At 59.0% G+C, this 24,738-nt stretch carries 23 protein-coding genes; 5 read left to right on the top strand and 18 right to left on the bottom strand.

Annotated elements, in window-relative coordinates; all coding sequences use genetic code 11:
- Positions 1-102: 102 nt before the first annotated feature.
- From EL217_RS11140 to EL217_RS11095, 10 genes are all read right to left on the bottom strand, one after another.
- Positions 103-1,284, bottom strand: a complete 1,182-nt coding sequence (locus EL217_RS11140) for an N-acetylmuramoyl-L-alanine amidase (protein ID WP_172596732.1) — start codon at positions 1,282-1,284, stop codon at positions 103-105.
- An 83-nt stretch (positions 1,285-1,367) separates the two neighbouring features.
- On the bottom strand, positions 1,368-1,691 hold the full coding sequence (gene trxA, locus EL217_RS11135) for a thioredoxin (protein ID WP_126319994.1): 324 nt from the start codon (positions 1,689-1,691) through the stop codon (positions 1,368-1,370).
- Positions 1,692-1,698: 7 nt separating this feature from the next.
- A complete protein-coding gene (trxB, locus tag EL217_RS11130; protein ID WP_005275966.1) occupies positions 1,699-2,625 on the bottom strand; it encodes a thioredoxin-disulfide reductase in 927 nt (308 codons plus the stop codon).
- Positions 2,626-2,754: 129 nt separating this feature from the next.
- The gene (locus tag EL217_RS11125; protein ID WP_005275963.1) at positions 2,755-3,303 is read right to left on the bottom strand and encodes an RNA polymerase sigma factor; all 549 of its coding nucleotides are present in this window, start codon (positions 3,301-3,303) and stop codon (positions 2,755-2,757) included.
- Between the two features lie 94 nt (positions 3,304-3,397).
- Positions 3,398-5,920, bottom strand: a complete 2,523-nt coding sequence (gene pepN / locus EL217_RS11120; RefSeq protein ID WP_126319993.1) for an aminopeptidase N — start codon at positions 5,918-5,920, stop codon at positions 3,398-3,400.
- Between the two features lie 85 nt (positions 5,921-6,005).
- Entirely contained in the window at positions 6,006-6,353 is a 348-nt protein-coding gene (locus EL217_RS11115) for a hypothetical protein (protein WP_232018315.1), read from the bottom strand.
- 302 nt (positions 6,354-6,655) lie between these two features.
- On the bottom strand, positions 6,656-7,189 hold the full coding sequence (locus tag EL217_RS11110; protein ID WP_005275938.1) for a YceI family protein: 534 nt from the start codon (positions 7,187-7,189) through the stop codon (positions 6,656-6,658).
- 111 nt (positions 7,190-7,300) lie between these two features.
- Positions 7,301-10,738, bottom strand: coding sequence for a murein biosynthesis integral membrane protein MurJ (gene murJ / locus EL217_RS11105; protein WP_005280450.1), 3,438 nt, complete (start codon positions 10,736-10,738; stop codon positions 7,301-7,303).
- Positions 10,739-10,758: 20 nt separating this feature from the next.
- Positions 10,759-12,990: a DUF6049 family protein gene (locus EL217_RS11100; RefSeq protein ID WP_005280449.1), complete on the bottom strand. Its 2,232-nt coding sequence runs from the start codon at positions 12,988-12,990 to the stop codon at positions 10,759-10,761.
- Positions 12,990-13,655: an NUDIX hydrolase gene (locus EL217_RS11095; protein WP_005280448.1), complete on the bottom strand. Its 666-nt coding sequence runs from the start codon at positions 13,653-13,655 to the stop codon at positions 12,990-12,992. Before EL217_RS11095 ends, EL217_RS11100 begins: the two co-directional genes overlap by 1 nt.
- A 28-nt stretch (positions 13,656-13,683) precedes the next feature.
- Between EL217_RS11095 and EL217_RS11090 the strand changes: the two genes are divergently transcribed.
- The 4 genes from EL217_RS11090 to EL217_RS11075 are packed head-to-tail and all read left to right on the top strand — an operon-like array spanning position 13,684 to position 16,820.
- Positions 13,684-15,120 (top strand): CCA tRNA nucleotidyltransferase, encoded by a 1,437-nt coding sequence (locus EL217_RS11090; RefSeq protein WP_005280447.1) that lies wholly within the window; start codon positions 13,684-13,686, stop codon positions 15,118-15,120.
- The gene (locus EL217_RS11085) at positions 15,120-15,716 is read left to right on the top strand and encodes a YqgE/AlgH family protein (protein ID WP_005280446.1); all 597 of its coding nucleotides are present in this window, start codon (positions 15,120-15,122) and stop codon (positions 15,714-15,716) included. The genes EL217_RS11090 and EL217_RS11085 overlap by 1 nt, the downstream gene beginning before the upstream one ends.
- A gap of 39 nt (positions 15,717-15,755) precedes the next feature.
- The gene (locus tag EL217_RS11080) at positions 15,756-16,487 is read left to right on the top strand and encodes an AzlC family ABC transporter permease (RefSeq protein ID WP_005280445.1); all 732 of its coding nucleotides are present in this window, start codon (positions 15,756-15,758) and stop codon (positions 16,485-16,487) included.
- Positions 16,488-16,820 (top strand): branched-chain amino acid transporter permease, encoded by a 333-nt coding sequence (locus EL217_RS11075; RefSeq protein WP_005280444.1) that lies wholly within the window; start codon positions 16,488-16,490, stop codon positions 16,818-16,820.
- An 11-nt stretch (positions 16,821-16,831) separates the two neighbouring features.
- Here EL217_RS11075 and EL217_RS11070 read toward each other — a convergent pair whose 3' ends face one another.
- The 5 genes from EL217_RS11070 to EL217_RS11050 all read right to left on the bottom strand — a co-directional run bounded on the left by EL217_RS11070 (position 16,832) and on the right by EL217_RS11050 (position 19,735).
- A complete protein-coding gene (locus EL217_RS11070) occupies positions 16,832-17,140 on the bottom strand; it encodes a hypothetical protein (RefSeq protein WP_005280443.1) in 309 nt (102 codons plus the stop codon).
- 6 nt (positions 17,141-17,146) lie between these two features.
- A complete protein-coding gene (locus EL217_RS11065; RefSeq protein ID WP_126319991.1) occupies positions 17,147-18,121 on the bottom strand; it encodes a bile acid:sodium symporter family protein in 975 nt (324 codons plus the stop codon).
- A 131-nt stretch (positions 18,122-18,252) separates the two neighbouring features.
- Positions 18,253-18,618, bottom strand: coding sequence for a Rieske (2Fe-2S) protein (locus EL217_RS11060; RefSeq protein WP_023028016.1), 366 nt, complete (start codon positions 18,616-18,618; stop codon positions 18,253-18,255).
- Between the two features lie 117 nt (positions 18,619-18,735).
- Positions 18,736-18,951 carry a catechol 1,2-dioxygenase gene (locus EL217_RS11055; RefSeq protein WP_232018313.1) on the bottom strand — a complete coding sequence of 72 codons (216 nt, stop codon included), beginning with the start codon at positions 18,949-18,951 and terminating at the stop codon, positions 18,736-18,738.
- Between the two features lie 307 nt (positions 18,952-19,258).
- A complete protein-coding gene (locus EL217_RS11050) occupies positions 19,259-19,735 on the bottom strand; it encodes an SdpI family protein (RefSeq protein WP_126319990.1) in 477 nt (158 codons plus the stop codon).
- Between the two features lie 206 nt (positions 19,736-19,941).
- On the opposite strand from EL217_RS11050, the gene EL217_RS11045 reads away from it, so the two are divergent.
- Positions 19,942-21,153 carry a dicarboxylate/amino acid:cation symporter gene (locus tag EL217_RS11045; protein ID WP_126319989.1) on the top strand — a complete coding sequence of 404 codons (1,212 nt, stop codon included), beginning with the start codon at positions 19,942-19,944 and terminating at the stop codon, positions 21,151-21,153.
- 97 nt (positions 21,154-21,250) lie between these two features.
- Here the strand turns inward: EL217_RS11045 and trpA are convergent, their stop codons facing one another.
- From trpA to trpCF, 3 genes are read right to left on the bottom strand one after another with little or no spacing between them, the layout of a single operon-like run.
- Positions 21,251-22,093, bottom strand: a complete 843-nt coding sequence (trpA, locus tag EL217_RS11040; RefSeq protein WP_126319988.1) for a tryptophan synthase subunit alpha — start codon at positions 22,091-22,093, stop codon at positions 21,251-21,253.
- A gap of 2 nt (positions 22,094-22,095) precedes the next feature.
- On the bottom strand, positions 22,096-23,298 hold the full coding sequence (trpB, locus tag EL217_RS11035; protein WP_126319987.1) for a tryptophan synthase subunit beta: 1,203 nt from the start codon (positions 23,296-23,298) through the stop codon (positions 22,096-22,098).
- Positions 23,299-23,300: 2 nt separating this feature from the next.
- On the bottom strand, positions 23,301-24,728 hold the full coding sequence (trpCF, locus tag EL217_RS11030; protein WP_126319986.1) for a bifunctional indole-3-glycerol-phosphate synthase TrpC/phosphoribosylanthranilate isomerase TrpF: 1,428 nt from the start codon (positions 24,726-24,728) through the stop codon (positions 23,301-23,303).
- Positions 24,729-24,738: the final 10 nt, after the last annotated feature.

The following is a 24,738-nucleotide window of genomic DNA, read 5'->3' as shown; positions in this document are numbered from 1 at the left end:
AATGGGAATCCATTCACTGTGTAGTAGTCAATAACTGGACTGATATTACACGGTGGCTAAGCCACAAAAGAATGCCTGCGCCCCAAACCTAGTGAGGAGGGGCTAAGCCTGCTCCGCCTGGAGAAGTTCGGAGAATTTGTAGGTGCCGGTAATGGCGGTGTCTTGCTCCATGAGGTACATGCGCTTAACGGCGATGACGATTGCTTCTGCAATATCGTCACGGCGCTTTGGGTTGGTCAGGATTTTGACGTCCTCAGGGTTAGTGAGATAACCCAAAAAGATTTGTACCACCGGCATTTGCGTCAGGCGCAAGAGATCCCAAGTGCGGCCGTGGTTAGAGCAGTCCTGCAGATCGGTGCGGGCCACGATTTCACGCTGGATGAAGCCAGAAAGGGTCTCACCAATGAGTGAGGAGTTTCCGGATTCGGAACCAAAGTAGAACGTGGCGACGCCATGGGCCTTCTCGTTGGGGTAAGAATCGCACGCCAAAGAGATGACCATATCGGCATCGAAGGCATTGGCCAGCTCGGCACGGGATTGCACGTCCGCATCATCGGTACGGGGGCGCGAAATAATGGTTTCTATGCCGGCGGCGATCATGCGGCCTTCGATGCGTTGGGTGAGATCCCAGAGGATTTCTTGCTCAGAAATATCACCAAAACGGCCCTTGACGGTGAAGCCGGAGTCCCTGCCACTCAGCGCAGGGTCAATGACCACGCGCTTGCCAGCCAGCTTTGGACCGGCATTGCGCACGCGCTCGCGTTCTACAATATTGTGCGCCGAACCGCCGGTGATGCGGCGGCCGAGCAAGCTGAGCGCGCGAATGGTCGCGGGCCCACACACGCCGTCTTCCTGCAGCCCGCAGTTGTGCTGGTATTCGGTGAGTGCAGCGTGGGTAGTGCGGCCAAAATGGCCATCGACGCGATCTTGATAAAACCCAAGCTCTTGCAGTTGCTGCTGCAATTGCGAGATGTCATCGCCCACCAATGCATTGGTGGGTTCGTAGCTCAATACGCGGCTGCCCAGGGTATAAGAGGCTTGGCGCAATTCGCGCAGGGTGAGATCGTCGATCTCTCCCGTTGGGAGGATGCCGCGAGACTGCTGGAATGCCTTGAGCACGTCAGCGAGATCGGCATCAAAGGTCTTATCAGTCTCGGAGTACTTCTGCTTTTTCCAGGCAGACAGTTCCCCCGTGAAATCTGATAAGAGGCCAAGGCGAGCCAAGGTGGCGCGAGCTTCAGCTACGCGCACACTTGAATCACCAACCCGAAGAACGCGATTCACGCCTTTCACCCCTTCCACGGCCCTAGGACTTTGGACCGCATGGCAGATTTCCTACTCGTTAACTTTAGTAACAAGATTAACAGCTATAACTGCTTTTTCACTTGCGCCACGATGTCATTTTTAGAACGCAGGCCAACGAACTCATCGACCTTCTCGCCATTGTTGAAAATCAATACATTTGGGATGGACATGATTTGGAACATGGCACCAAGGTTTCGTTCTTCATCGACGTTGACCTGGGCGATGGTGACTTCACCGTCGAGCTCATCTGCGACCTCTTCCAAGATCGGAGACAGCTTCTTGCATGGCCCGCACCATTCCGCCCAGAAGTCTACGACGACGGGTTTATCCGACTCGATGACATCAGAACGAAATGTTTCGGTGGTTACCTTTTTGACGTTACTCATACTGGATCTAACGGTTTGCAGCCAAGAATTGTTCCGCATCCATGGCAGCGCGGCAGCCAGATCCTGCGGCCGTGATGGCCTGCTGATAGTGATCATCTACCAAGTCACCGCATGCGAAAACGCCAGGCAGGGAGGTCTTAGTGGAAGGCTGATCAACCTCAACGTAGCCGTTGTCGTTCAGCTTTACCTGGCCGTTGAGGAAGGACGAGCGCGGATCGTGGCCAATGGCAACGAACATGGCGGTGACATCCAAGGTGGAGGTTTCCCCAGTCTCAACGTCCTTGAGCTCTAGGCCGCCGACCTTGCCGTCATCTTCAAGCACGCGCTCGACAACCTTATTGGTTTCCCACTTAATCTGCTCGTTCTCCTGGGCGCGGTCCAACATGATCTTAGATGCGCGGAAGTTTTCGGAGCGGTTGACAATGGTGACAGACTCCGCGAACTTGGTCAGGAAGGTAGCTTCCTCCATGGCGGAATCGCCGCCGCCGATGACGGCGATATTGTGTCCCTTGAAGAAGAAGCCATCGCACGTAGCGCAGGTGGAAACACCGCGGCCGGAGAGCTCTTCTTCGCCGGGAATGCCAAGGTGGCGCGGTGCGGCGCCGGTGGCGAGGATTACCGTGCGGGCTTCAAATACCTCATCGCCCACGTGGAGCTTTTTAATATCGCCCTCCAACTCAACGGAGTCGACGACTTCCATGCGCAGATCCGCGCCAAAGCGGATTGACTGTGCGCGCATTTCTTCCATGAGCTCTGGGCCCATGATGCCCTTTTGGAAGCCCGGGTAGTTCTCTACCTCGGTGGTGTTCATTAATTCGCCACCGTATTCAAATCCCTCAAATACAATGGGGCTGAGTTCAGCACGAGCGGCATAAAGCGCGGCGGTATAACCGGCAGGTCCGGAACCTACGATGGCAACATCGTGGACGGTCATTGCTAACTCCCTAAAATCACAGTGTCATTTTGCGTAACGTCAAGAGTCTACCCGCCAGATTGCGAATCGTTCATATTGCAAAGGCTCGCCGCAGCGAAATTGATGCAAGAATGATGCGATATCGAGATGTTAACCGATGGCTTCGCGCAGTACCTCTCGCGCGCGTGCGCGGCGAGATTTAACGGTGCCGGGCTTTACGCCTTGGGCGGTGGCAACTTCGTTGACGCGGAACCCGGCGACATCGGTAAGCATGAGTGCTTCGCGCTGGTCTTGCCTTAAAAGCTCCATAGCCTCGCGGACGACGAGCTGCTCGGCAAGGTTTTCAGATGGGTTATGCGCCAGCAGTGGATTGCGATCATCGGCAAAATCATCGCTATCGAGCGAGGCGTTTTCCCTATTAGCCCGGTGATTTAAATAGTCGTAGCCGGTGTTTTTCACCAGGCGGTGCAGCCACGTGCTTAAGGCCGATTCCCGCCGGTAATTATGGAGATTGCAGCTAGCGCGCAGGAAGGCTTCTTGCACGACATCCTGCGCGTCGTACTCATTCCTTGTATAACGCCGCGCCACGGTGGTCAGCCGCTTGCGGTGGCGTTCCACGATGGCGGAAAAGGCTTTATTATCCCCCTCGATAAAAGCATCAACTAATTCTTCGTCGCTGTGGTCAGGACTTAATGGCATCTGTAGATTCCCCCCGGATCAACAAGTGTTAAAGCAATTGTGACCAGAGGGGAACTCCGGCGCGAGCCGGCGGCGGTACAGTCTATTGACCCGCCTACTGCTGAGCGCGCACGCGCAGGGTGCGGCGCAGGTGATCGCGGCACTCTAGGAGCACGCGGCGCAGCGCACCCGGCAAATCCTTGTGCAGGAGATCCGTGGTAGCGGACTCCGCCATGGAAGATTCCGGGTAGAGGCCGCGGATCAGCCGGTTGGCGATCTCGATGGGGTGGTTATCCCAAATATCTTCGACGCGGCGGAAGAACTCCTCGGCGAATTCTTCTTGCAACTCCGCCGAGCGCGGGGCGTTGAAGCCGGCCAGCAGGGCATCGACTTCCGCATTGGAGTACTCCCCTGGCGTTAGCGCGCTATCGAAGGCGGCCCGCTTGGTCTCCGGCGTGGGGAAGGCGTGGCTAGCGCCTAAGAACTCGGCGGCGCCGGTCAGCGTATTATCGCGCTGCTTTTCTGCCTCCAGCTCATCCAATGCGACGCCGTCGCGGGCGGCCAGGGCGCGCAGGATGGACCAGCGGATCTGCGGATCGAGGCGCAGGCCCTCCACCGCGCCGGCGAGCAGGTCACGCAGGCGCTCGGTGCCGGAGGCCTCCGGCGTTGCGGCCAGTGCGGCAATGGCGGTGCGGGCCAGAATGAGCTGCGCATCGGAGCCCGGATCCGCGGCGCCGAGCTGTTCCCACAGCGCATCGGCGAACTCGGTGCGCACCTGCTCGCGGCGGTCTTCGGCCACATAGTGCTGGATGGCAAAGTGCGCATTGCCGTAGGCGGTGGTCAGCAGCGTGGCATTGGTCTCTGCGGGCGCGTACTTGGCGACGACCCCCACGTACTCCTCCGCATTCCACTCCCCGTCCCTGGTGAGGTTCCACAACGAGGTCCAGATGACCGCGCGGCTGAGCCCATCCTGGACCTCGGAGAGGTGATCGCTAATGGTGGCAAGCGAAACGTCGTCGAAGCGGACCTTGGTGTAGGTGTGGTCGGCATCGTTAACCAGCAGCAGAGCCGGGGCCTTCTCACCCGCTGCCTCATCCACGATGGTGCGGTGACCACCGGCGGGAAGGTCGATGTCGAACTCGCGGTACTTGTTCAGGCGGGCATCAAAAAGCGCCACGCTCAGGCGGTGCGGGCGGGTCGTATCCTCGGCCTCGGCGCTCACCGCGAGCTCGGTAATCTTCTCGCCCTCCGTGTGCAGCTCCGGGGTGAGGGTATCCGGACCCCAGGTGCGCAGCCACGCCTTTGACCAAGAATCGAGGTCGCGGTCAGTGTGCTTTTTCAGGGCCGTGAGCAGGTCATCGAAGGTGGCCGCGGCAAACGCATGCTCCTGGAAGTAATCCCGCGCCCCCGCATAAAAGTTATCGCGGCCCACGTAGTGCACGAGCTGCTTGAGCACCGCCGCGCCCTTGGCATAGGTAATGCCATCGAAATTCTGGCGCGCGGCATCCACGTCTGGGATCTCGGCCTTGATGGGGTGCGTGGTGGGAAGCTGATCTTGCAGGTAGGCCCAGTTTTTGCGCTGGCCGGCGAAGTTGACCCAGGCCTCTTCGTAGGCGGTGGCGTGCACGGAGGCATCGGCGCCCATGAACTCGGCAAAGGACTCCTTGAGCCAGAGATCGTCCCACCACTGCGGGGTGACAAGATCGCCGAACCACATGTGGGACATCTCGTGCAAAATGGTATTTGCGCGAGCGGCCTTCTGGCTGCGCGTGGCCTTAGAGCGGAAGATATAGCTTTCCGTGAAGGTCACCAGGCCCGGGTTCTCCATGGCGCCGAGGTTATATTCCGGCACGAAGATGGAATCGTACTTGCCCCAAGGGTAGGCAAAGCCGAAGTTCTCGTGGAAATAGTCCATGCCCTGCGCGGTAAGCTCCAGGATTTCCTCGTCCAAATACTCAAACATGGAGGCGCGGGCAAAGGCGCGCAGCTGCGCGGAGTGATCGCCATCCGGCGAGTTCCAGGTGCGTTCTTGATACTTATACGGCCCAGCGGCAAAAGAGGTGAGGTACGTCGAAAGCGGCGGGGTGGGCGCAAAGCGGACCGTGGCATTGTCCCCGTGCTCCTCGCGCTCGGTCTCCGGCTGGTTGGAGAGGATCTGCCAGTCCTTCGGCGCGGTCATGGTGACGTGGAACGGCGCCTTGAGATCCGGCTGCTCAAAGCAGGGGAAGATGCGGCGGGCATCGGAAGGCTCAAGGTGCGAGTACAGATAGGTCGCGTCATCGGCCTGGTCGTGCATGCGGTGCAAACCCTGGCCCGTGCGCGAGTAGCGCGAGACGCCAGTGATCTCAATCGTTAGCTCCTCCCCCACCGGCAGTTCGTGGAGGCGGATAAGGCTGCCATCAAAGTCGACGTCCTGCGCCTGACCGTTAACCGTTACCTGTTCTACCGATTCTCCCAAGTAGTTCAGGAAAAGCTCGGGCTCGGTGGTGGTGGTGAGCTCTATGCGGCTTGTCGCACCGAACGTGGGGCTTTCCTTCACCTGAGATAAGTCCAGGTGCAGGTGGTATGCCCGCAGGTCTACTGCCGCAGCGCGCTCCCGAAGCAGCTCGTGTTGGGTTTTATCGCGTTGTGTCGTCATAGTTAGAAACTATAGTTACCGCAGCGGGAGATGTAACAAGGTATTGGATTTGGTAAGCGGAGTGTGGCGATGCTGGGCTCAGCATTCACTTCTGCTGAGATTTGATAATCGCTACAGCGGCGAAAGCAACGTATGCGATCAGTGCGCCAGCAGTGGCAAAGCTAAAGGATGCCATTGCGGAACTTGAAATGTTCTCTCGGACTGCAAAGCTCACAGCTGACACAATCCCGGCGGCTATCGCAATGGAATTAACGGCAAGTGGAATCGTCGCCTTATAGTGATGAATCTGCCAAGCGGTGACCGCCGTTCCAAAAAGCAGGCCAATAATTACAAATGCATTGTCTTGCATGTACATAGCCCACAGGCACGAGGAGACCGCCAATATCCCCAGCGATGCGTAGGTGAGGCCTTGTGAAGTAGTGGCCGTTTTCATGGTGTTCTCCTTGCGTCTCGTCCCGGCAATCAAGATCTGCCTGATTATTCGCGTAGGCGCAGATTCATACATTAAATCCACGTACCTCAGTGAGGCGTACACCATCATTATTGCATCCTAGGAGCAAAGGAAGGGTGAGTTTGCTCTGGTATGGGCGCCGTGCCACGCTAGCGCGGGCGCAAGATTGAAAGTCTTGGGCAGGGAATATGACTAAAGCCCGCAGCCGAGTGGGTACGCGGCGCGGGCTTTAGCTGTTGGTAACCAGGGGGCTGTGAGAGCCCAAGGTTTTCAAAGAAGTGCGATTACTGCTTGATGGCAGAAACCTCGAGCTCGATCTTGATGTCTTCAGAAACGAGGACGCCGCCGGTCTTGAGCGGAGCGTTGAAGTCGATGCCGAAGTCCTTGCGGTTGATCTTGGTCTGTGCCTCGAAGCCCAGGCGGAAGTTGCCGAATGGGTCCTCAGCGGTAGCGACCTCTTCAACCTTGAGGTCGACGGACTTGGTGGTGCCCTTGATAGTGAGGTCACCGGTGACGGTGCCGTTGCCGTCCTCATCAACGTTGACGTTGGTGGTGGTGAAGGAAAGCTCTGGGTACTCTTCCACGTTGAAGAAGTCTTCGTTCTTTACGTGGCCGTCGCGGTCCTCGTTGCCGGTGGAGATGGAAGCAGCCTTGATGGTGGCCTCTGCGGTGGAGTCAGCGATGTTCTCGGCGACGTTGATGGTGCCTTCGAATTCACCGAAGTTGCCGCGCACCTTGGTGACCATGGCGTGCTTGGTAACGAATCCGATGACGGTGTGCTCTTTGTCGATGGTGTAGGTACCTGCTGCGAGGGACATAATTGATTCTCCTAACGTTGTTGTTGATGTAACACCAACTACGATACCCGATTGGGCGTTTTAGTCAAGCCTTGAAGTAAAAATTCTTTTTCCAACCCGCTGACCTCGGTATTAAGGATGGCCTACAAGCTGGACCTCCCCCAGTGTTACCTCTTTTGACTTAGGCAGTTCTGTGATGACTATGAGCGCGGCATCGAATTGTTGGGGCGTTTCTTTGAGCTCCAGCTCCTCGTTTAAGTGCTTGAACTTTCCTTCCGCCAATTTGGGAAGAGAGCTCAGCTGCGGGTGCTTGGGATCGAAGTCGTCTTTATTAACGCCATAGATTTCGTAGTGCGCGCCATTGGACCTGGTGTGGGTCACGGTCATGACAGAAAGGTGGGCCGGGTTATCCAGGGTGACCAAGGCGCCGGAACCGGATTCCTTCGTGGACCAGGTGGTGATCGTCTTGCCATCGATTAGCTGCTCATTATCCTCGCCATCTGGCACCGTGATGGCGGATGATTCCTTGAGGTGCACCGGCGGGGTATCCGGGATCATCGTGGAGCCCTGCACGGTTTCGGTAACCGAACTGGTCTTTTCTACATCGCTGAGCAGGGACATCACCCACGTCGTCAGCGCCGCCATGCCTACGACGAAGATGGTGGCGAAAATGCCGATGACCACGACGCCAGAGCCCGAATAACCGCGGCCGCCAAAGCCGGGTTCTTGCTTCGGATCCTCTTCCTGCGTGGGCTCATCTTCAACGACCACGGGGAGGGCCTCGGTCTTTTCTTCCTGCTCTTCCGGGGCGAATTCGCGCAGGCGCTTGGCGATACCCGCCGAGGTCAGCCCCTCCGCCTCCTGCAGCTCTTCCAGCTTTTCTTCGCGGGTCTCTGCATCCGCAGCGTCAAAGGCCAGCCGTGCTGCTTCGAGTCGCTCTGCGGCCTCATCGGCGGTGAGGTTGGCGTCATCGGAAATATCGCGCAGCTTCTTCGGCGATGGTTCGGTGGATTCGACCAGCATGCTTAGCGCGGAGCTGAGGGCCGCGCGGTCGCTTTCTGCAGACGTCCCATCCAGCACCGCGGGGAAGGCAACCTTGACGATGCCGGAGGTGGATACGCGGAAGCGGTCGCGGTGCTCCACGCCGAGGATGAGGCCGGCGTCGTGGGCGGTGGCGGCATCGGCGAACAGCGGCGCGGTAGCGCGGGCGACGGAGTTGGGGTCGAGGTTATCTGCCTCTGCCACCTGCTTGAGGGAGGTGCCCTCAAACCAATCCGCCACCACCAGGCAGCCGGTGCGGTAGGACAAAATCTCGATATTATCCGCCATGGTCTCCAGGTTGAGCTCGGCCAAACGCCGCGTATTGCGGGAGATTTCGGCGGAGCGGCGGGCAGAGACCGTGGGCGTCGACGGCGCGATGGGCGCCTGGGTATTGGTATCGACGAACGTCAGCGCCACGAGGCGTCCGGTGGCTTGTTCGCGGGCCTGCCAGAACCGGGCGCCGGATACAGCGCCGTGATCCTGCAGGAGGCGGAAGCGACCGTCCGATACGGGGGCGCCGGGGACCAAGCGCGGGCCGCGGACGATACCGGCGGACATTGGTGGCGGGACCAAGGTGGCGTTGAAGGAATCCTGCGTATAGACCGGCTGGATTTCCTGCAGGTCTGGTTCCTCGACTTCGATGGCCTTAGAATTGTCCACCGTGATGAACCGGGACATTCCCGGGATGCGCTGGAGGGCGCGCGCCAGGTTCTGCACCTCGGGCAAGGAGGACTTGGACAGCACCAACCCAGTGATAATCACAAAGACGATGCCCAGCACGACGACCTTGACCAGCGAGACGATCGAAGGCAGCTGCTCCGGCAAGACCAATTGCATGAGCCAGTACAGCGCCCAGGACACAATCAGGCCTACCGCGCCGGCACCGGAGGACCAGAGGACCGTCTGGGTCACGGCCTTGCCGCCTAGGCTGCCCAGCTTGCGCTTGAGCAGGAAGCCGCCGATGACCGCACCGGAGACAAAGCCAAAGCCGTTGGCGGTACCGAGAAGGATGACCACCCGGTCCGGGTTGCTGGTCATCAGCGGTGCCAGCAAGGTCAGCACGATCTTGGTCAACGTGATGCCCGCAATGATGAAGGTGGGCGTCCACGCCTCTTCCCTGGCGTAGAAAACGCGCAGGTGCAAAAGCACCAACGCATAAGGGATCAAGGTAAAGGCGGAAAAACTGATGGTGAGGCCGAGCTGCTCTGCGCTATCTGCGCCGTAGGCGCCGTACTGGAATAGCGCGCGGGCGATGGGCACGCCGAAGCCCGTCATGAAAATGACGATGGGGATAAGCGCGATGAAGGTCAGCTTGGTGCCCAAGGTGAGGTCGCGCACCACGGCATCGACATCGCCATCGGCGGCATTGCGCGAAAGCCGCGGCATGATGGCGGTCAACAAGGTCACGCCGATAACGCCGTACGGAACCTGCAGCATCAGCCACGCGTTTTGGTAGACCAGCGGCGCACCGGCATCGGCATACGCCGCCACGCGGGAGGTGACCACGTAACCTAGCTGGGAGATGGCCACATAGGTAATAATGGCCAGCGCCATGCCGCCGAATTGCTTGATGCGGGCATCGAGGCCCCACTTCGGGCGCAGGTTGATGCCGGCCTTTTTCAGGTACGGCACAAGGATCAAACACTGCACGATCACCGCCGTGGTGGTGCCTAGTCCCAGCAGCATGATGTGTGGATCCGCCACCGGCGTAGGATCGTGCGGGTCGAGGCGGCCTGGCAAAAAGCGATACGCCAGAAGGACGCTGATGGAAATGATGTTATTAACCACCGGCGCCCAGGCACCAGGGCCGAAGATATTTTTGGTATTTAAGACCGCCTGGAAGAGGGCGAAAAGGCCGTAGAACAGGATCTGCGGCAAGAGCAAGAAGGCCAATGATGTCGCCTGCACGGCATTGGCCTTGGAATCTTCAGGCAGCATCATCCTCGTTAAGAACGGCGCGAAGATAACAGAGAGGATGGTGACGATGCCCAAGATGGAAAACGCCAGGGTAAAAAGTCTTCGGACGAAGGTTTCGCCGCGGTCCGAGTCCTCCTTTTCCGCGCGCACCAAGACCGGAACCACCAGTGAGGTCAGCACCGCGCCCAGCACGATTTCGGTGACCAGGTTGGGGATCTGGTTGGCGCTACTAAAGGCCGTACCCACCGTGGCACCAAGGGTCGCGCCAATCAGCATCTGCCGCAGGAAGCCGGTGATGCGCGAGAGCAGCGTGGCGATGGCCATCGTTCCCGTCGCCCGGATGACGTCCTGATTGGAGGCCTCGATTTCCGCATTGCGGCCAGTCAGCGCGGACTTATCTTCCTCAGGGGGCACAGTGGTGTTCTGCACTGAGGGCGTGGGCCGCTTTTCTGGTACCGGTGCGGGTGGAGAGGCGCGCACGATGCGGCCGCGCGCGCCGGCGGTAACCGGGACACGGTTTTCTTCCGCATTGGGGGCGGTATCCGTGGGGTCTACCGCGCCTGCAGGTGCCTTCTCCGCGTGGTGGGCCTGGCGGCCATCTTTTTCGGTCATAGAGGATACAACTTCAACTTTTACTTTTCAGCCTTGTGATTTTTGCGTCGGTGACGGCCAAGCCGAAAGAGCGTAGCCAAAACCAGCGCGAGAGCGCCGGCTATGCCGGCAGCGTATAAGGTTACGATACCGGCACGTGTCTGCACCGAGATAGTGATGGGCTGCGAAATGGTCTGGTTTTTAGGAGTGGCCAGCCACAGCCCAATGTCCGTGCGATCCGCGTCCTTCGGCATATCAGCGGTCATGGATACAGTAATAGAGCCCTTAGCGGGAATACGGACGCTTTTGGGCGTGTTGAGCCGCGCGCCATCGGGGGCATCGTATTGCAGCTTCGCCTCCACCGGCAATGGCAGGCCATTTTCGGCCACGATGAGCAGTGGCGATGACTCAGATACGCGAGTATAAACATTGCCCGGCGGGATGAGGGAGACGGAATCGCGCAGATCCCGCAGCGTATTGGAGTGCATCTCCATGGTGCGGGAAAAGGACTGGCGCGCTGCGGCGTGGGTGCTCAAGCTATCGCGATTATTAAGCGATAAGGAATTGAGGAGATCGCGGCGCAGTGGCAGCACGAATTCAGAGCGCGTCATGGTGATATCAGGGTCATCCACCACGATATTCATCAGCTCATCGGTATAGCGCGCCTGTTGCTCAACGCGGGCCAATTCGGGTTCCGAAAAGACGGCCGGATCGATAAAGGGGCTGCCGGTGGGAGCGTTCGGATCGCCCTGCTGCAATTCCACTGTGCTGATCCCACGGGGACGGGAGTGGCCGGAGTCGAGCAGTTCTTCCGCGGCGTCGAGTGCATGCTCGGCCGCGCTTGGGTCTAAGTAGTTGGGAAGCTTGGCCACGGTATCTTCCCCACCCGCGAGGCTGAGGGCCGCCCCGCCCGTGATGGCGCGAGACAGAGCAGAATCTTTGGCGTAGTCATAGCGCAGCTCCGGGTTGGAATAGCCAACCGTCTGCGGCTTGGAGCCGGTTTGGGATAGCAGGGCGCCAAGGGAGGCATCGAAAGTCGCGGCCTCGCCGGACCAGTTCGAATTATCCGCAACCAGGGATGGCACCGGCAATTTTTGGTCAATATAACCGGAACCTACCGCCAAGATATTGCTGGCCGGTGCCTTGCTCAGGATGCGCTCAATGGTTTGATTGCCGCGCTGCAAACCCTCAAAGAGAAGGGCGGGATTATTGGCCCGTGCCACAGCAGAGGCATTCGCATTGGCCCAGGGCATGGCGATGAAACAATCCAGTTCGCGCAGGCGCTCCAGCCACCGCTCGGCATCATTTTTTGCCTCGCCCGGCTCTCCCTTGTCATCGTCATTGCCCCGCGACCAAGAATCGCGCAGGCGCTTAGGGCGATCGCCCTGCGCGGGGCGCGTGGAATTGACCGTATAGCCTTGCGCCATGCGGTTGACGGTATCGAGCAGCGCGGGGTCGATGGCCACGCAGCCCGCTCCCTGCAGGTCATGATCCTCGTAGGTAGAAATCAACCTATCGAGGCGGCCGCCTTTGCGTAGCTCGTGGCCTAAATTATCGGAGGACAAGATGAGCTCTTCTCCCCCAAGCCCGCCGGGGACGATGTCCAGGTTCGCGCTGATGGGATAAACCACCGTGAGATCGTGCGGTTGGGAATCCTCGGCATCGTCGTGTTCTTCTTCTGGTGCCGCTTCTTCCGGTGCCGCGGCCGCAGCGGGATCTGTGGGGCCCTCTTCGGAGAACTGGGCCACGAAGCGCTCTTCTGCCAGGCTCACCGCATCGCCCTCGAGAGTGCCGGTCAGGGTAAAAAGCAGCGGATAGGCGCCCGGTTCATTGATGGCCAAGGTGCGCTCGGCATCCAATCCACTGGGTACGGTAAAGCTTAATTCCCGGGTTTCACCTGGTTGCAGCGGCGCGGTGATCATGCCCGGGCCGTAATAGGGAAAATCACCGGTGGCCATTTCCGTCCGCGCTTCTGCCGCATTAGCCACGCTATCGCCGCGCCGGCTAGTTATCTGCAGATCTTCTAAGGGCTGATCGGTGGGGTTGTGCACGCGGAAGCGCAGCCGCAGGTCATTGCCTACGGTAAAGGGCTGGGCATCGATAAGGTCCAGATCGGCGCGCTCCGGGCCGCGCGCGCCCAGCCAAGCCTGGATATCCATCTGCTTGTCCGGAGCAGAGTCCATTTGGGCCGCCGCGTTTGGTAGGAACAATCCCCAACCGGCGAGTACCGCGCAGCCGCCAGCCGCGGCGAGTGATTTCAGGCGCTGGTGCATTAGCGTGGGGTCGCTTTCCCTGCGTCGGCTTCCTTTCGTGCGAGATCGGGGAGGAGATCGTGCGCGATGCGCGCGAGCTTGCGTTCGTCCGCGTACGCCAAGTGCTCGATGAGTTCAGAAACGGGGATCCAGGACACCTCGGTCACCTCTGGATCCTCATCGTTCATGATGCCGTCCACAAAACGCAGGAGGTGGTGGTGCACCGTCTTGTGAATGCGCACGCCATCAGAGACGAACCAATAATCGATCACCCCGAGGTCAGCGAAAACCTCGCCGGAAATGCCGGTTTCTTCCCATACCTCGCGCTCCGCGGTGACCTCCTTGGCCTCGCCATTTTCCACATGCCCCTTAGGCATGGACCACAATAAACGCCCGCGACGGTCTAGGCGCCCGATAAGAGCCACGTAGACGCGGGACAGGTCCGCTTTACCGTTGCCGTCGACGCACTCGGCCAGCCCGGAGATTACGAGCCCGCCCGCCGAGGTTTCATCGCGGGTCTCCATGACGGTGGAGGTGCCGTGATTATTGCTACCGCGTTGCTGCCTGCGCTGCTGGTTAGTGCGGCGCGTGCGGTTATCCGGCCGCCGCCGGCGCCGGCGCCGGTTACGGCTACGGCCGCCTCCTTTGGAGGGGCCTTGCGCGGAGCCTTGTTCTTGGTTAGTCATCCCTGCCAATCGTAGTAGACTCTCACCCGTGAATTTTCAGGACACTCAGTTAATCGGCGTTCTTGCGCGCGCGGAGTCTACCGTGAACTCGCTCAGTGGCTTATTGAGCGGGCTGGTAGACAAATTCAGCGCGCGCGGGCATGCCCTCTACCTCGTGGGCGGCTCGGTGCGCGATGCGCTCCTCGGCCGCTTGGGCAATGATCTGGACTTCACCACCCCAGCGCGCCCGGAGGTGGTCAAGGAAATCCTGGATGAGTGGGCCGAAACGGTATGGGATACCGGCATTGCCTATGGCACCGTGTCCGCCGTGTACAAGGGCCAGCAGATTGAAATCACCACCTTCCGCTCCGATTCCTATGATGGGCAGTCCCGCAACCCCGAGGTCATCTACGGCGATAGCCTGGAGGGCGATCTGGTGCGGCGCGATTTCAAGGTCAACGCCATGGCCATTGAGCTGCTTGCCGATGCCACCTTTGAGTTCCACGATCCCCTCGGCGGCCTCCACGATGTGGCCAATAAGGTGCTCGATACTCCGGATAAACCGGAAATCTCCTTCCACGATGATCCGCTGCGGATGCTGCGCGCCGCGCGCTTTGCATCCCAATTGGAGTTTCACGTGGCAGACCGCGTGGTGGCCGCCATGCGCGATATGGCGGCAGAGATCCAGCGCATCACGGTAGAGCGCGTCCAAGTGGAGCTGGACAAGCTCATGTGCGGCAAAGCCCCGTGGGATGGCATCGACCTGCTGGTTAATACCGGGATTGCGGATTACATCTTCCCGGAGATCCCTGCCCTGCGCATGACCACGGACGAGCACGCCCAGCACAAGGATGTCTATGCGCACTCGCTGAAGGTGCTGCGCCAGGCCATGGATCAAGAAGAAGACGGCCCGGACCTGGTTTTGCGGTGGGCGGCGTTGCTGCATGACATCGGCAAGCCCGATACCTTCGATAACACCGACGGTAAGGTCTCCTTCCACCACCACGAGGTGGTGGGCGCCAAGCTGACGCGCAAGCGCCTGCGGAAGCTGAAATACCCCAAGGCCACGACGGAAGATATTGGCCAGTTGGTCTACCTGCACATGCGGTTCCACGGTTTCGGGGAAAATCAATGGACCGATTCTGCCGTGCGGCGCTACGTCAATGATGCCGGTGACCTCCTCCCCCGCCTGCACAAGCTGGTGCGCGCCGATTGCACCACCCGCAATGCCAAGAAGGCGCGGCGTTTGCAGCGAACCTATGACCAATTGGAGGAGCGAATCGCAGAGATCGGCCGCAAGGAAGACCTCGCACGGGTGCGCCCGGATCTAGATGGCAACGAGATCATGGAGATCCTAGGCCTCTCCCCTGGGCCCGAAGTGGGACAGGCTTGGTCCTATTTGAAGGAAATGCGCCTGGAGTACGGCCCCCTCGAGCGGGAAGAAGCTATTGCGAAGTTGCGCCAGTGGTGGGAGTCTAAACAGTGATGTTTGCCGATAGATTATTTAATGCCCTCGAGCGCAACGATCCCGCCCCAGGGCAACTACTCGTGTCCGCCCCAGGGATGCTGTCCCCGGAATTCGCCCGCTCCGTTATCTTATTGGTTGAGCACAATGACATGATGACCTTTGGCGTGGACCTCACCAAGCGCTCAGAAGTGGCCATTTTTAACGTGCTCCCAGAGTGGATGTCCGTCGTTGCTAAACCGCAGGCGCTGTATATCGGTGGTCCGCTCAACCAGCAGTCCGTCGTGGGTTTGGCGCAGACCAAGCAAGGCGTGGACCCAGATAAAGAAGAACAACTCAACCGCCTCGCACCGCGTCTAGCGCACGTGGATCTGCGCTCCAACCCGGAAGATATCGAGCCACTGGTCACCGGCATGCGCATGTTCGCCGGCTACGCCGAGTGGGGTCCCGGGCAGCTGGAGGAAGAAATCGAGGCCGGTGAATGGTTCGTAGCACCCGCCCTAGCACAGGATGTCGTGGCCCCAGGCCCGGCCGATCTTTGGGCCGATGTCATGAAACGCCAGCCAATGCCCCTGCCGCTGTATTCCACCTATCCCGTGAATGTGGATGATAATTAATTCCTAGCGGCCGGTATGTGATCGGTTACACTGACCCGTATGCGCGAGGAAATCCACAAGGGCATTAAAGACACGTGGGCGGCGGCTCTCGGGCTAATTCCATTGGGCTTGGCTTTTGGCCTCTTGATGGTGCAATCCGGCTTTAGCTGGTGGTGGACGCCCATATTTTCCATCGTTATCTACGCCGGTTCAATGGAGTTTCTCGCCATTTCCATGGTTACCGGTGGTGTCTCCGCGCTGTCCTCGCTCCTTACCGGGTTTATGGTGAATTTCCGCCATATCTTCTATGGGCTAACGTTCCCCCGCAAACGGATTAATTCCCCCGTGGGCAAGGCCTATTCCACCTATGCCCTCACGGATGAAACGTATGCCATCGTCTCGGCGCTCCCGCGCGAGGAGCGGCCTACCGGCACCCGCATTTTGAGCATACAAATCTTTTGCCAAATTCTGTGGGTAGGCGGCGGCATCGTTGGCGCGCTCGCCGGCCAGGTAATCCCCTCTTCTGTCGAGGGAATGGAATTCGCCCTCGTAGCCCTATTCGTTGTCTTGGCGATGGACTCCTTCCGCAATAATCAGGATCTGTCCCTGCCGCTATCGGCCGCGGCCTTGGGCATCCTCGCCGCATTCATTACCCCAGGGCAGCTGCTAATGGTCTCTCTGAGCGCCTATTTCTTATTGCTCATCATTCGCTACCTATCGCCTCGCGTTGATAACGCGCTCACCTGGCGGCTGCAGCCGCTTGCCTCCACGACCGTGAAGGAGGAGAACTAAATGCCAGCTGGAGTCAGTTTAGGGGCGATTGCTGCGGTCCTTATCCCTGTAGGTATCGTGACCGTTTTATTGCGCGAGCTTCCCTTCTCCGCAAAGAAGTGGATGAAGGATAGCGAGTTCTTTTCGCTGCTGGGGTTGATGATGCCCGTGGGTGTTATGACCATCTTGGTGGTCTATGCTGTTGCCGGACAGGCGGACGGCACCGGCGGCCTATGGCCAGTGTTGCTGGGCGTGCTGGTCACCGCCGGGCTGCACAGGTGGAAGCGGGATTCCGGATTGTCCATCTTCGGCGGTACCGCTTTCTACATGCTGCTGGTGAACGTGGTGCTTTAGTCCGCGCTTAGCTAAAGCCCAAACTTGGTGGTAGCTTCCGTCCACAGCGCCTCAAACTGTTCTTGGTCCATGTAGCGGGCGCTAATATCCGGGAACTCATCGTAGGTTTCGGGGTGCGGAACCACTTCCTGCGGCGTGTCGACGTTTCCCGTGGAACTATTAGGGGTTGCTACGCCGACCACGGAATCCGCGGGATCCAAAGCGATCATGCGGTGCATGCGGCAGCGCTGGGCGTCGTGTTCTTCTAACTCTGCGAGGTGGACCGCTGAGCCCACTCCCGGGACGGTCAGTTCGGTGCGCACATAAAGGTAATTAGCCATGGGCACCTAGTGTAGTTGCTCCTCGTCCTCCTGCGCGTACCGGGAGGCCAACACAGAACAGATCATCAGCTGCACCTGGTGGTAGATCATCAGCGGCAGGATCAAAAGCCCAAGGGACGTCGATCCTGAGGCGAAGATGACAGAGGCCATGGGAAGACCAGTGGCCAAGGACTTCTTGGACCCGCAGAATTGGATCGCGATGATATCGGCACGTGAGAATCCTAGTTTTCCAGAGATAAACCGCGTCAGCCACAACATGAAGATGACGAAGGCTGCGGCGAAAACCACGAGGAACACGATCTCCCAGACAGAGATGGAGGACCAAATTCCATCGACCACGCCCTTAGAAAAGGCCGAATAGACCACCATGGCAATGGAGCCGCGGTCCACCACCTTTGTTGCCTTGCTTTGAGCGAAGTCCGCAATCCAGCGCCGGGTTAATTGGCCCAATATGAATGGCGCGAGAAGCAAGAGGGAAATTTCCCCAAAGACCGAGGTATCGATATGCAGGCCGGAACCAGTACCCATGAGCAACATGACCAGGACGGGCGTGATGAAGACGCCGGCCAAGTTTGAGGTTGAGGCGGAGACGATTGCTCCAGATACGTTTCCCTTAGCAATGGAGGTAAACGCCACCGAGGACTGCACGGTGGACGGGACCAGCGTAAGGAATAGGATCCCCATGTACATATCGTCAGTGATGAACCCGGTAAGGGGCCGCAGGGCCAGACCGGTGAGGGGATAAATCACGAAGGTGAACGCGAGAATGGTGAGGTGGAGCCGCCAGTGCTTAAGGCCATTCAAGGCCTCTTGGGTGGATAAGCGCGCGCCGTAGAGGAAGAACAAGAGCGCGATCGCTACATTCGTCAGATTCCCAAATACGTCAGCAAAGGTGCCGCGGGCCGGTGCAATGATCGCGATTGCCACGGCCGCAAGGATGAGGACGATGAGGGGATCTGGCTTTTTGAGTCTGTGCAGCATGACCCAAAGTGTAAACCGTCGTGCGTGGTTCCACGAAAGGTAGTGGGGATATTTTTCGCCCCTGTGCTCTTCTTAAGCCGCATGGTTGCACGTGAAACCATGAGTATAAAGCGTGATATGCCGGCGTGTATTTATGCGGTGGAGACCTTTGAGCCTTCTTGGCTTACTTCGTACTCTTTGAGCGGGTCTCGGCCTGGGCCTTCGATGACTGAGCCATCCTGCAGGTTGTAGGACGTATGATGCGCCGGGCAGGTGGCAGTCATGCCGTCGATCTCCGTGATGGGATTTTGTTGGTGCGGGCAGGTTTGGGAGTAGGCCTTAAACTCCCCTTCTTTCGGCTGCGTGAAGATAACTCCGTCAACGATGATTCCGGAGCCTACTGGAATGTCCGTTGCCGCGATTTCCGCGGACGGTTCTGAGCCACAGGCCGCGAGGTATGCACCTGCGAAAGTCGTAGCGGATCCGAGCAAAAACATGCGACGCGAACAGATAGTCATAGCCTCTACTCTATCCTGAATGGTTCACGGCCGGAACATGATTTCGGCAACGGTTAATCATATGTCGGGGCAGCTAAAGTGAAATGGTTCTGTGTAGGTTTCACGTGAAACACGAAATTAGGACAGGTTGCCGTTCCAGGTTGCGACCGGCCCGGCCTCGGTGGGCGTGAGTTCATAGGTGCCGGAATCTAGACCTAAGTCATTAACGATGGGATGTGGCCCGTCCCCTCCTGCGGCGTGCGATTCAGGTTCGACGCGGTGGGAGTCGGTGACATAGGAACCGATGCTAAAAGTGGAGACGGCGATTGCGGCGAGGGCTGTGGTTTTCTTCATGCCTCCCATTGTCTACCCTTCCCCGCTCTAGGTGTAGTGGCGGAGCCGAGCTCTGCGGAACCTCTATGCGAGTTCTAGGAATTCCCACAGGAATCCCCGTAGGTTGTGGCACGCCACTATAGATGGAGTCCAACATAGGTTGGTTTCGTTAAATACCCCCTACTTAATTTAGCTGTGACGAAAAGTGTGCGACACCGTGGTTGGAATAATAACGTCACAGTGTCATAAAACTCTCCCTGCCCCGTACTTGTGTGGCGCGATTGCCGGACAGGAATGGGAGGGAGAAGGAAACTCGAAAACTAGTTATTTAATTATCAGAGTGGCGGGCGGCTTGGCGGAGGGCACCCAGATCAACCTCGGGTTGAGCGGCGGAGTCTGTGGCCGCCTCTTCCCCACTGCAGCCGCCGGAGCCACAGTTGCAGCTATCGCCACAACCGTCCTCATCGGCATGCGCTTGCTCATAAAGAAATGCCGCGCGGGAGCCAAGGTTTGAGCCGACGGAAAGCGAGAGGATGGCGATTACGAAAGTGGTGACCGGAATAAGCCACATCCAACCCTCCGCGCGGAAGGCTACGACGCCGCCGAAAAGCAGCGAAACTCCGCCAAGGGCCCAGAAGGGCCCCGCAACGGCGTGAGCATTATCCCACGCTTCACGTGACTTTCGGATCTCTTGTAAGCGCAAGCCGATGTATTTATTGCCGGGCAACCGCTTGGTGGCGGCGAGTGCGCCCACCGCGATAAGGAATACGGCAAGGATTAAAAATATGATTCCCACTGCGACCATATCCACAGTCTAATCCTGCAGGGCGAGATTGGAAATTAAGCTACGGGGTTGGTGTCTTAAATATAAGGTGCCTCGGGTAATATTCATTTTGGATCGACCGATAGATATTCGTTCGATTTTGCACCTGCACCACGCTGTCTCTCCTTCCGTTGGACCGCACCCAAGTGAGTCCCCGGACTGGGAACACCTAACCTGATTGTGATTGCATGAACCTCAAGAAAATAGCGGACTCTCTCCTTTTCCGCATCGTTCTCGCCATCGTGCTTGGCATTGTCTTTAGCCTCTTTGCCCCGGAGTGGTTTGGTCGAGCATTTGCGACCTTCAACGGGCTCTTTGGAAACTTCCTCAACTTCTTCATTCCTGTGCTGATTTTCGCCCTTGTCGCCCCGGCGATCGCCGGTCTTGGCAAGGGCGCAGGAAAATGGTTGGGGGTTACGGCGGGCATTGCCTACGGTTCCACCATTCTCTCGGGCTTGATTGCCTATGGCCTGGCAAAGTGGCTTTACCCCTCGATGTTGGCGGGCCAGACCCTAGTGACCAACGTGTCGGACGTGGATGAGGGCTCTCTCTCGCCTTATTTCGAGGTGGAGATGGCACCACCGTTTGAAGTGATGACGGCGCTCCTGCTTTCTTTCTGCATTGGCGTCGCCATGACGACGGTCAAGTCCGATACGCTCTATACCGTCACCAAGGAACTGGAAAATGTGGTGGTTAAGGTCATTTGGGGATTCGTTATTCCCATCTTGCCGTTCTACATCTTCGGCATGTTCCTTGGCCTGGGTATGAACGGCAATATTGGCGATGTCCTTTCTGCCTTCGCGAAGGTCCTGATCCTGGCCGTGGTCATGACGCTGGTGTACCTCGTACTCCAGTATGTGGTCGCCGGGGCCATTGCAGGTAAGAATCCGTTTAAGGCGCTGCGGAATATGCTGCCGGCATACTTCACTGCATTGGGTACGTCTTCTTCTGCTGCGACCATCCCGGTGTCCTTGGAATCCAGCTTGCGAAACGGCATCTCGAAGCCGGTCGCGAGCTTTGTGATCCCGCTGTGCGCGACGATTCACCTGTCCGGGTCCATGATGAAGCTGACGCTCTATGCCTTCGCCATCGTCTTCATGGCGAATATGGATATCAGCACTGGCACCGGTCTTGGCTTTATCTTCTTGCTGGGAATCATGATGATCGCCGCTCCAGGTGTCCCGGGTGGTGCCGTTATGGTGGCCGTTGGCCTCTTGGCGGACATGATGGGCTTCGATGACGGAATGGTCGCGCTGATGATCGCCGCTTATATTGCGATTGACTCCGTCGGCACCGCAGCGAACGTGACCGGCGATGGTGCCATTGCGATGGTCGTCGATAAGTTCGCCCGCGACAAGGTCGGTACCCTGAACGACGAAGAGGCGGAGACTGCGGCCTAGTTTCCCGTGAAACATTTGCGCCCCCTGGCTTCCCTACCCAACAAATGTGGGAGGAAGCCAGGGGGCTCTTTCGTGCGCTGCTACCTTTTAAAGGGCACTATTTCTTGGTCGCCTTCTTCATCGCGGAGATGAATTCGGTCAGCTCAGCGTGCAAGGCATCGGCATCCTCGATCGTCCCAGCGGCACCGGTTTCACGTGAAACATGGCGGTCGATGATCTTGGTGATCGCGGATCCAGTAATGGCGCCCGCGGCGTTTGCGGCGATGGCATCGGCGACGTGCTGCGGTGAGGAGATGCCGAACCCGAGCAGCACTGGTGGACCGTCGAAGCGCTGAATGCTGGCGACCACCTCGTCCAGGCCGGTGGTCTCGGATTCCTTCTCGGTGCCCGTGACGCCATCACGGGAGATGGCGTAAATATATCCCTGTGAATGCTCGGCAACGCCGGCGAGCGTGCGTTCCGCGGCGCGCGCAGGGGCGATGAAGATCGGGTTGATACCGGCTTCCTTTGCCGCGGCGATGAATGGGGCGCCTTCGCGCACGGGGACATCGGGAAGCAAAATGCTATCGGCACCCGCTTCTGCGAACTCCGCATAAAACCGGCCCACCCCGCGGGCGAAGGCAACGTTGCCGTAGATCAACATGCCGATGGGTAGATCCGGGAACTCGGAACGAATCGTCCGCACCTGTTCCAAAGCACTATCAAGGGTCGCTCCCCCATCGAGGGCGCGAATGTGAGAAGCCTGGATGGTGGGGCCATCCGCCACCGGGTCCGAGAAGGGGACGCCGAGCTCGAGGGCGTCCGCCCCGGCGGCGACTGCGGTGCGGATGATATCCACGCTCGCCTCAGGAGTTGGATCGCCCAGCATGATGAAAGGGACAAACGCGCCCTCATTCTTCTCACGCAACGCGGCAAAAAGTTTATCGTAACGGCTGCCCATGATTAGTTCTCCTTGAGTTGCAGTTCAGGGTGGGATTCCAAGGTGTGGCGGACATGGTCGATGTCCTTATCGCCGCGGCCAGAAAGTGAGACGAGGATGGTGATGTCTTCGGCCTTGCGCTTGAGGGCGTACGCCAGCGCGTGAGAGGATTCGAGGGCGGGAATGATGCCTTCCTTCTTGGACAAGAGTTGGAATGCCTCTAGGGCCTCGGCGTCCGTAATTCCCACGTATTTCGCTCGACCGGTTGCGTGAAGGTGCGCGTGCTGCGGCCCCACGCCGGGGTAGTCCAAGCCGGCGGAGATGGAATAGGATTCTTCCACCTGGCCGTCAGAATTGCGCATGAGGTAACTGCGCGCGCCGTGGAGGATGCCCACCGTGCCATTGTTAATGGTGGCCCCGTGCTCCCCGGAATCGAGGCCCGCACCGCCTGGCTCTGCGCCAACCAATTCCACTTGTTCTTCGTCGATGAAGTCTGCGAACATGCCGATGGCGTTGGAACCGCCGCCCACGCAGGCGACGACGAGATCGGGCAGGCCGCCCGTCTTCTCAATGAGCTGCGCCTTGGCCTCGGTAGAAATGACGCGGTGGAACTCGCGCACGATAGTGGGAAATGGGTGCGGCCCCGCCGCGGTGCCGAGCAGGTAATGGGATTCATGGAAGGTAGCGGTCCAATCGCGCAGGGCCTCGTTGACGGCATCCTTCAACGTCCCGGAGCCGGTATCGACGGGGATGACCTTTGCGCCCATGAGTTCCATGCGGAAGACGTTGGGTTGCTGGCGCTGGACATCCTTGGCGCCCATGTAGACCACGCACTCGAGATCGAGCAGCGCACAGGCCAAAGCGGTTGCGGTGCCGTGCTGGCCCGCGCCGGTCTCGGCGATGATTCGCTTCTTCCCCATGCGCTTAGCCAGGAGGGCCTGGCCGAGCACCTGGTTCGTCTTATGGGCCCCGCCGTGGACGAGGTCTTCGCGCTTTAGGAAGATCCGCGCTTTCCCGCCGAGCTTTTTTACCTCGGTAACGGGGGTCGGACGACCCAGGTAGTCGCGCAGCAATCCTGAAAGCTCTTCGCGGAAGCTGGGATCATTCTGGGCATCGACAAACGCCTGCTCCAATTGATCCAATGCGGGGATGAGGGATTCTGGCACGTATTGGCCGCCGAATTCCCCGAAGTATGCGGGAAGGAGTGTTTCACGTGAAACGGGCATGGTTAATCTTTCTTGTCAGGTTGGTTGAATAATCGGATGGTGCGGAACGCTTGCGATATCAGGGCGGCGTCTTTGTGCCCGGGGCGCGTTTCTAATCCTGAGTTCAGGTCGAGCCCTGCTGTTCCCACGCGGAGCGCGCCTTCCAGGTTCTCGAGATTGAGGCCACCGGCCAAGAGGCTGTGGGCCTTGATGTCATCCGGGATTGCCGTCCAATCAAAGCTGCGCCCGGTGCCTCCCCTACCCGAGTCGAGCACGAGGCGGTCCACGCTCGCGGCGAGTTCCGGCGCCATCTCTACCCACTGAGGGTCGGTCATGTCGATGGCCCGCCAGACAAACTCTGCGTCGGTGTCCGCGAGGGCAGCGCGTGCGCTTTCGATTAGTGCGAGGTCTCCATCCACGCTGCCCTGGAACGGGGCATGCAACTGGATTCCGGACAGGCCACGGCTTGTCGCTATCTCCCGCAACTCGGCGGGGTCGTCGCTGCGGCTCACGGCTACGTAGTCCAAGCCGTGTTCGGCGGCGATGATTTTCTCGGCGGTTTCACGTGAAACATTGCGCGGGGAATCCGGAGCGAAGATGAGCCCTCCGTAGCGGGCACCGGCGGCGCGGGCGGCTTGGGCGGTGGAGGCGGCGGTGATCCCGCAGACCTTATTCGCGCCAAAGAGCAGATCCCGGGCGGCGCGGTCGATGTCCTCGTGGGAGGTCAGCTGGGAGCCGACGAGGAAGGCATTGGCGTGGGCACCCAAGCGCCGGACGGTGTGGTTATCGCGGATGCCGGATTCGGAAACGACGACTTTATCGTTAGGCACGTACCTGGCGAGCTGCTCGGTGCGGGAGAGGTCGATGCTCAAGTCATGGAGATTGCGGTTATTAATGCCGATGATCTCCACCCCGAATGACAGCGCGCGGTCCACCTCCTCCTTGGTGATGGCTTCAGTCAAAACATCGAGCCCCAACTCATCCGCCAAGGACTTCAGTTGCGCAAAGGTCTCATCGTCCACGATGGACATCATGAGCAAAATCGCGTCCGCGCCGTAGTAGCGCGCGGCATAGACTTGAATCGGATCGACGATGAAGTCCTTGCACAAGACCGGCAGATGCGTGGACTGCGCCACGGTCTGCAGATGATCGTAATCCCCGCCGAACCGCTCTGGCTCGCACAGCACGGAAATGGCATCCGCGTAGCGGGAATAGACACGCGCTATATCGCCGGGGCGGTAATCCTCGCGGATCATCCCGAGCGACGGCGACGCGGATTTGCACTCCATAATGAAGCGATTGGTGCCATTGAGCGCCGCAAAAAGCGAACGGCGGGATGGCTCAAGCTTGTCCACATCTACGTGGGCGATGCGCTCGCGAATGCCGGCAAGGTGGGTGCGGCGCTTCGCCACAATCCCCTCGAGCACCGTCGGCAGTTTTTGTTCTGTCATTTCTTTTCCC

The sequence above is a fragment of the Corynebacterium segmentosum genome (assembly GCF_900637825.1).
GTDB lineage: Bacteria > Actinomycetota > Actinomycetes > Mycobacteriales > Mycobacteriaceae > Corynebacterium > Corynebacterium accolens.
The sequence above is the reverse complement of the archived record's forward strand: the minus strand, read 5'-3'. Positions and strand labels throughout refer to the sequence as shown.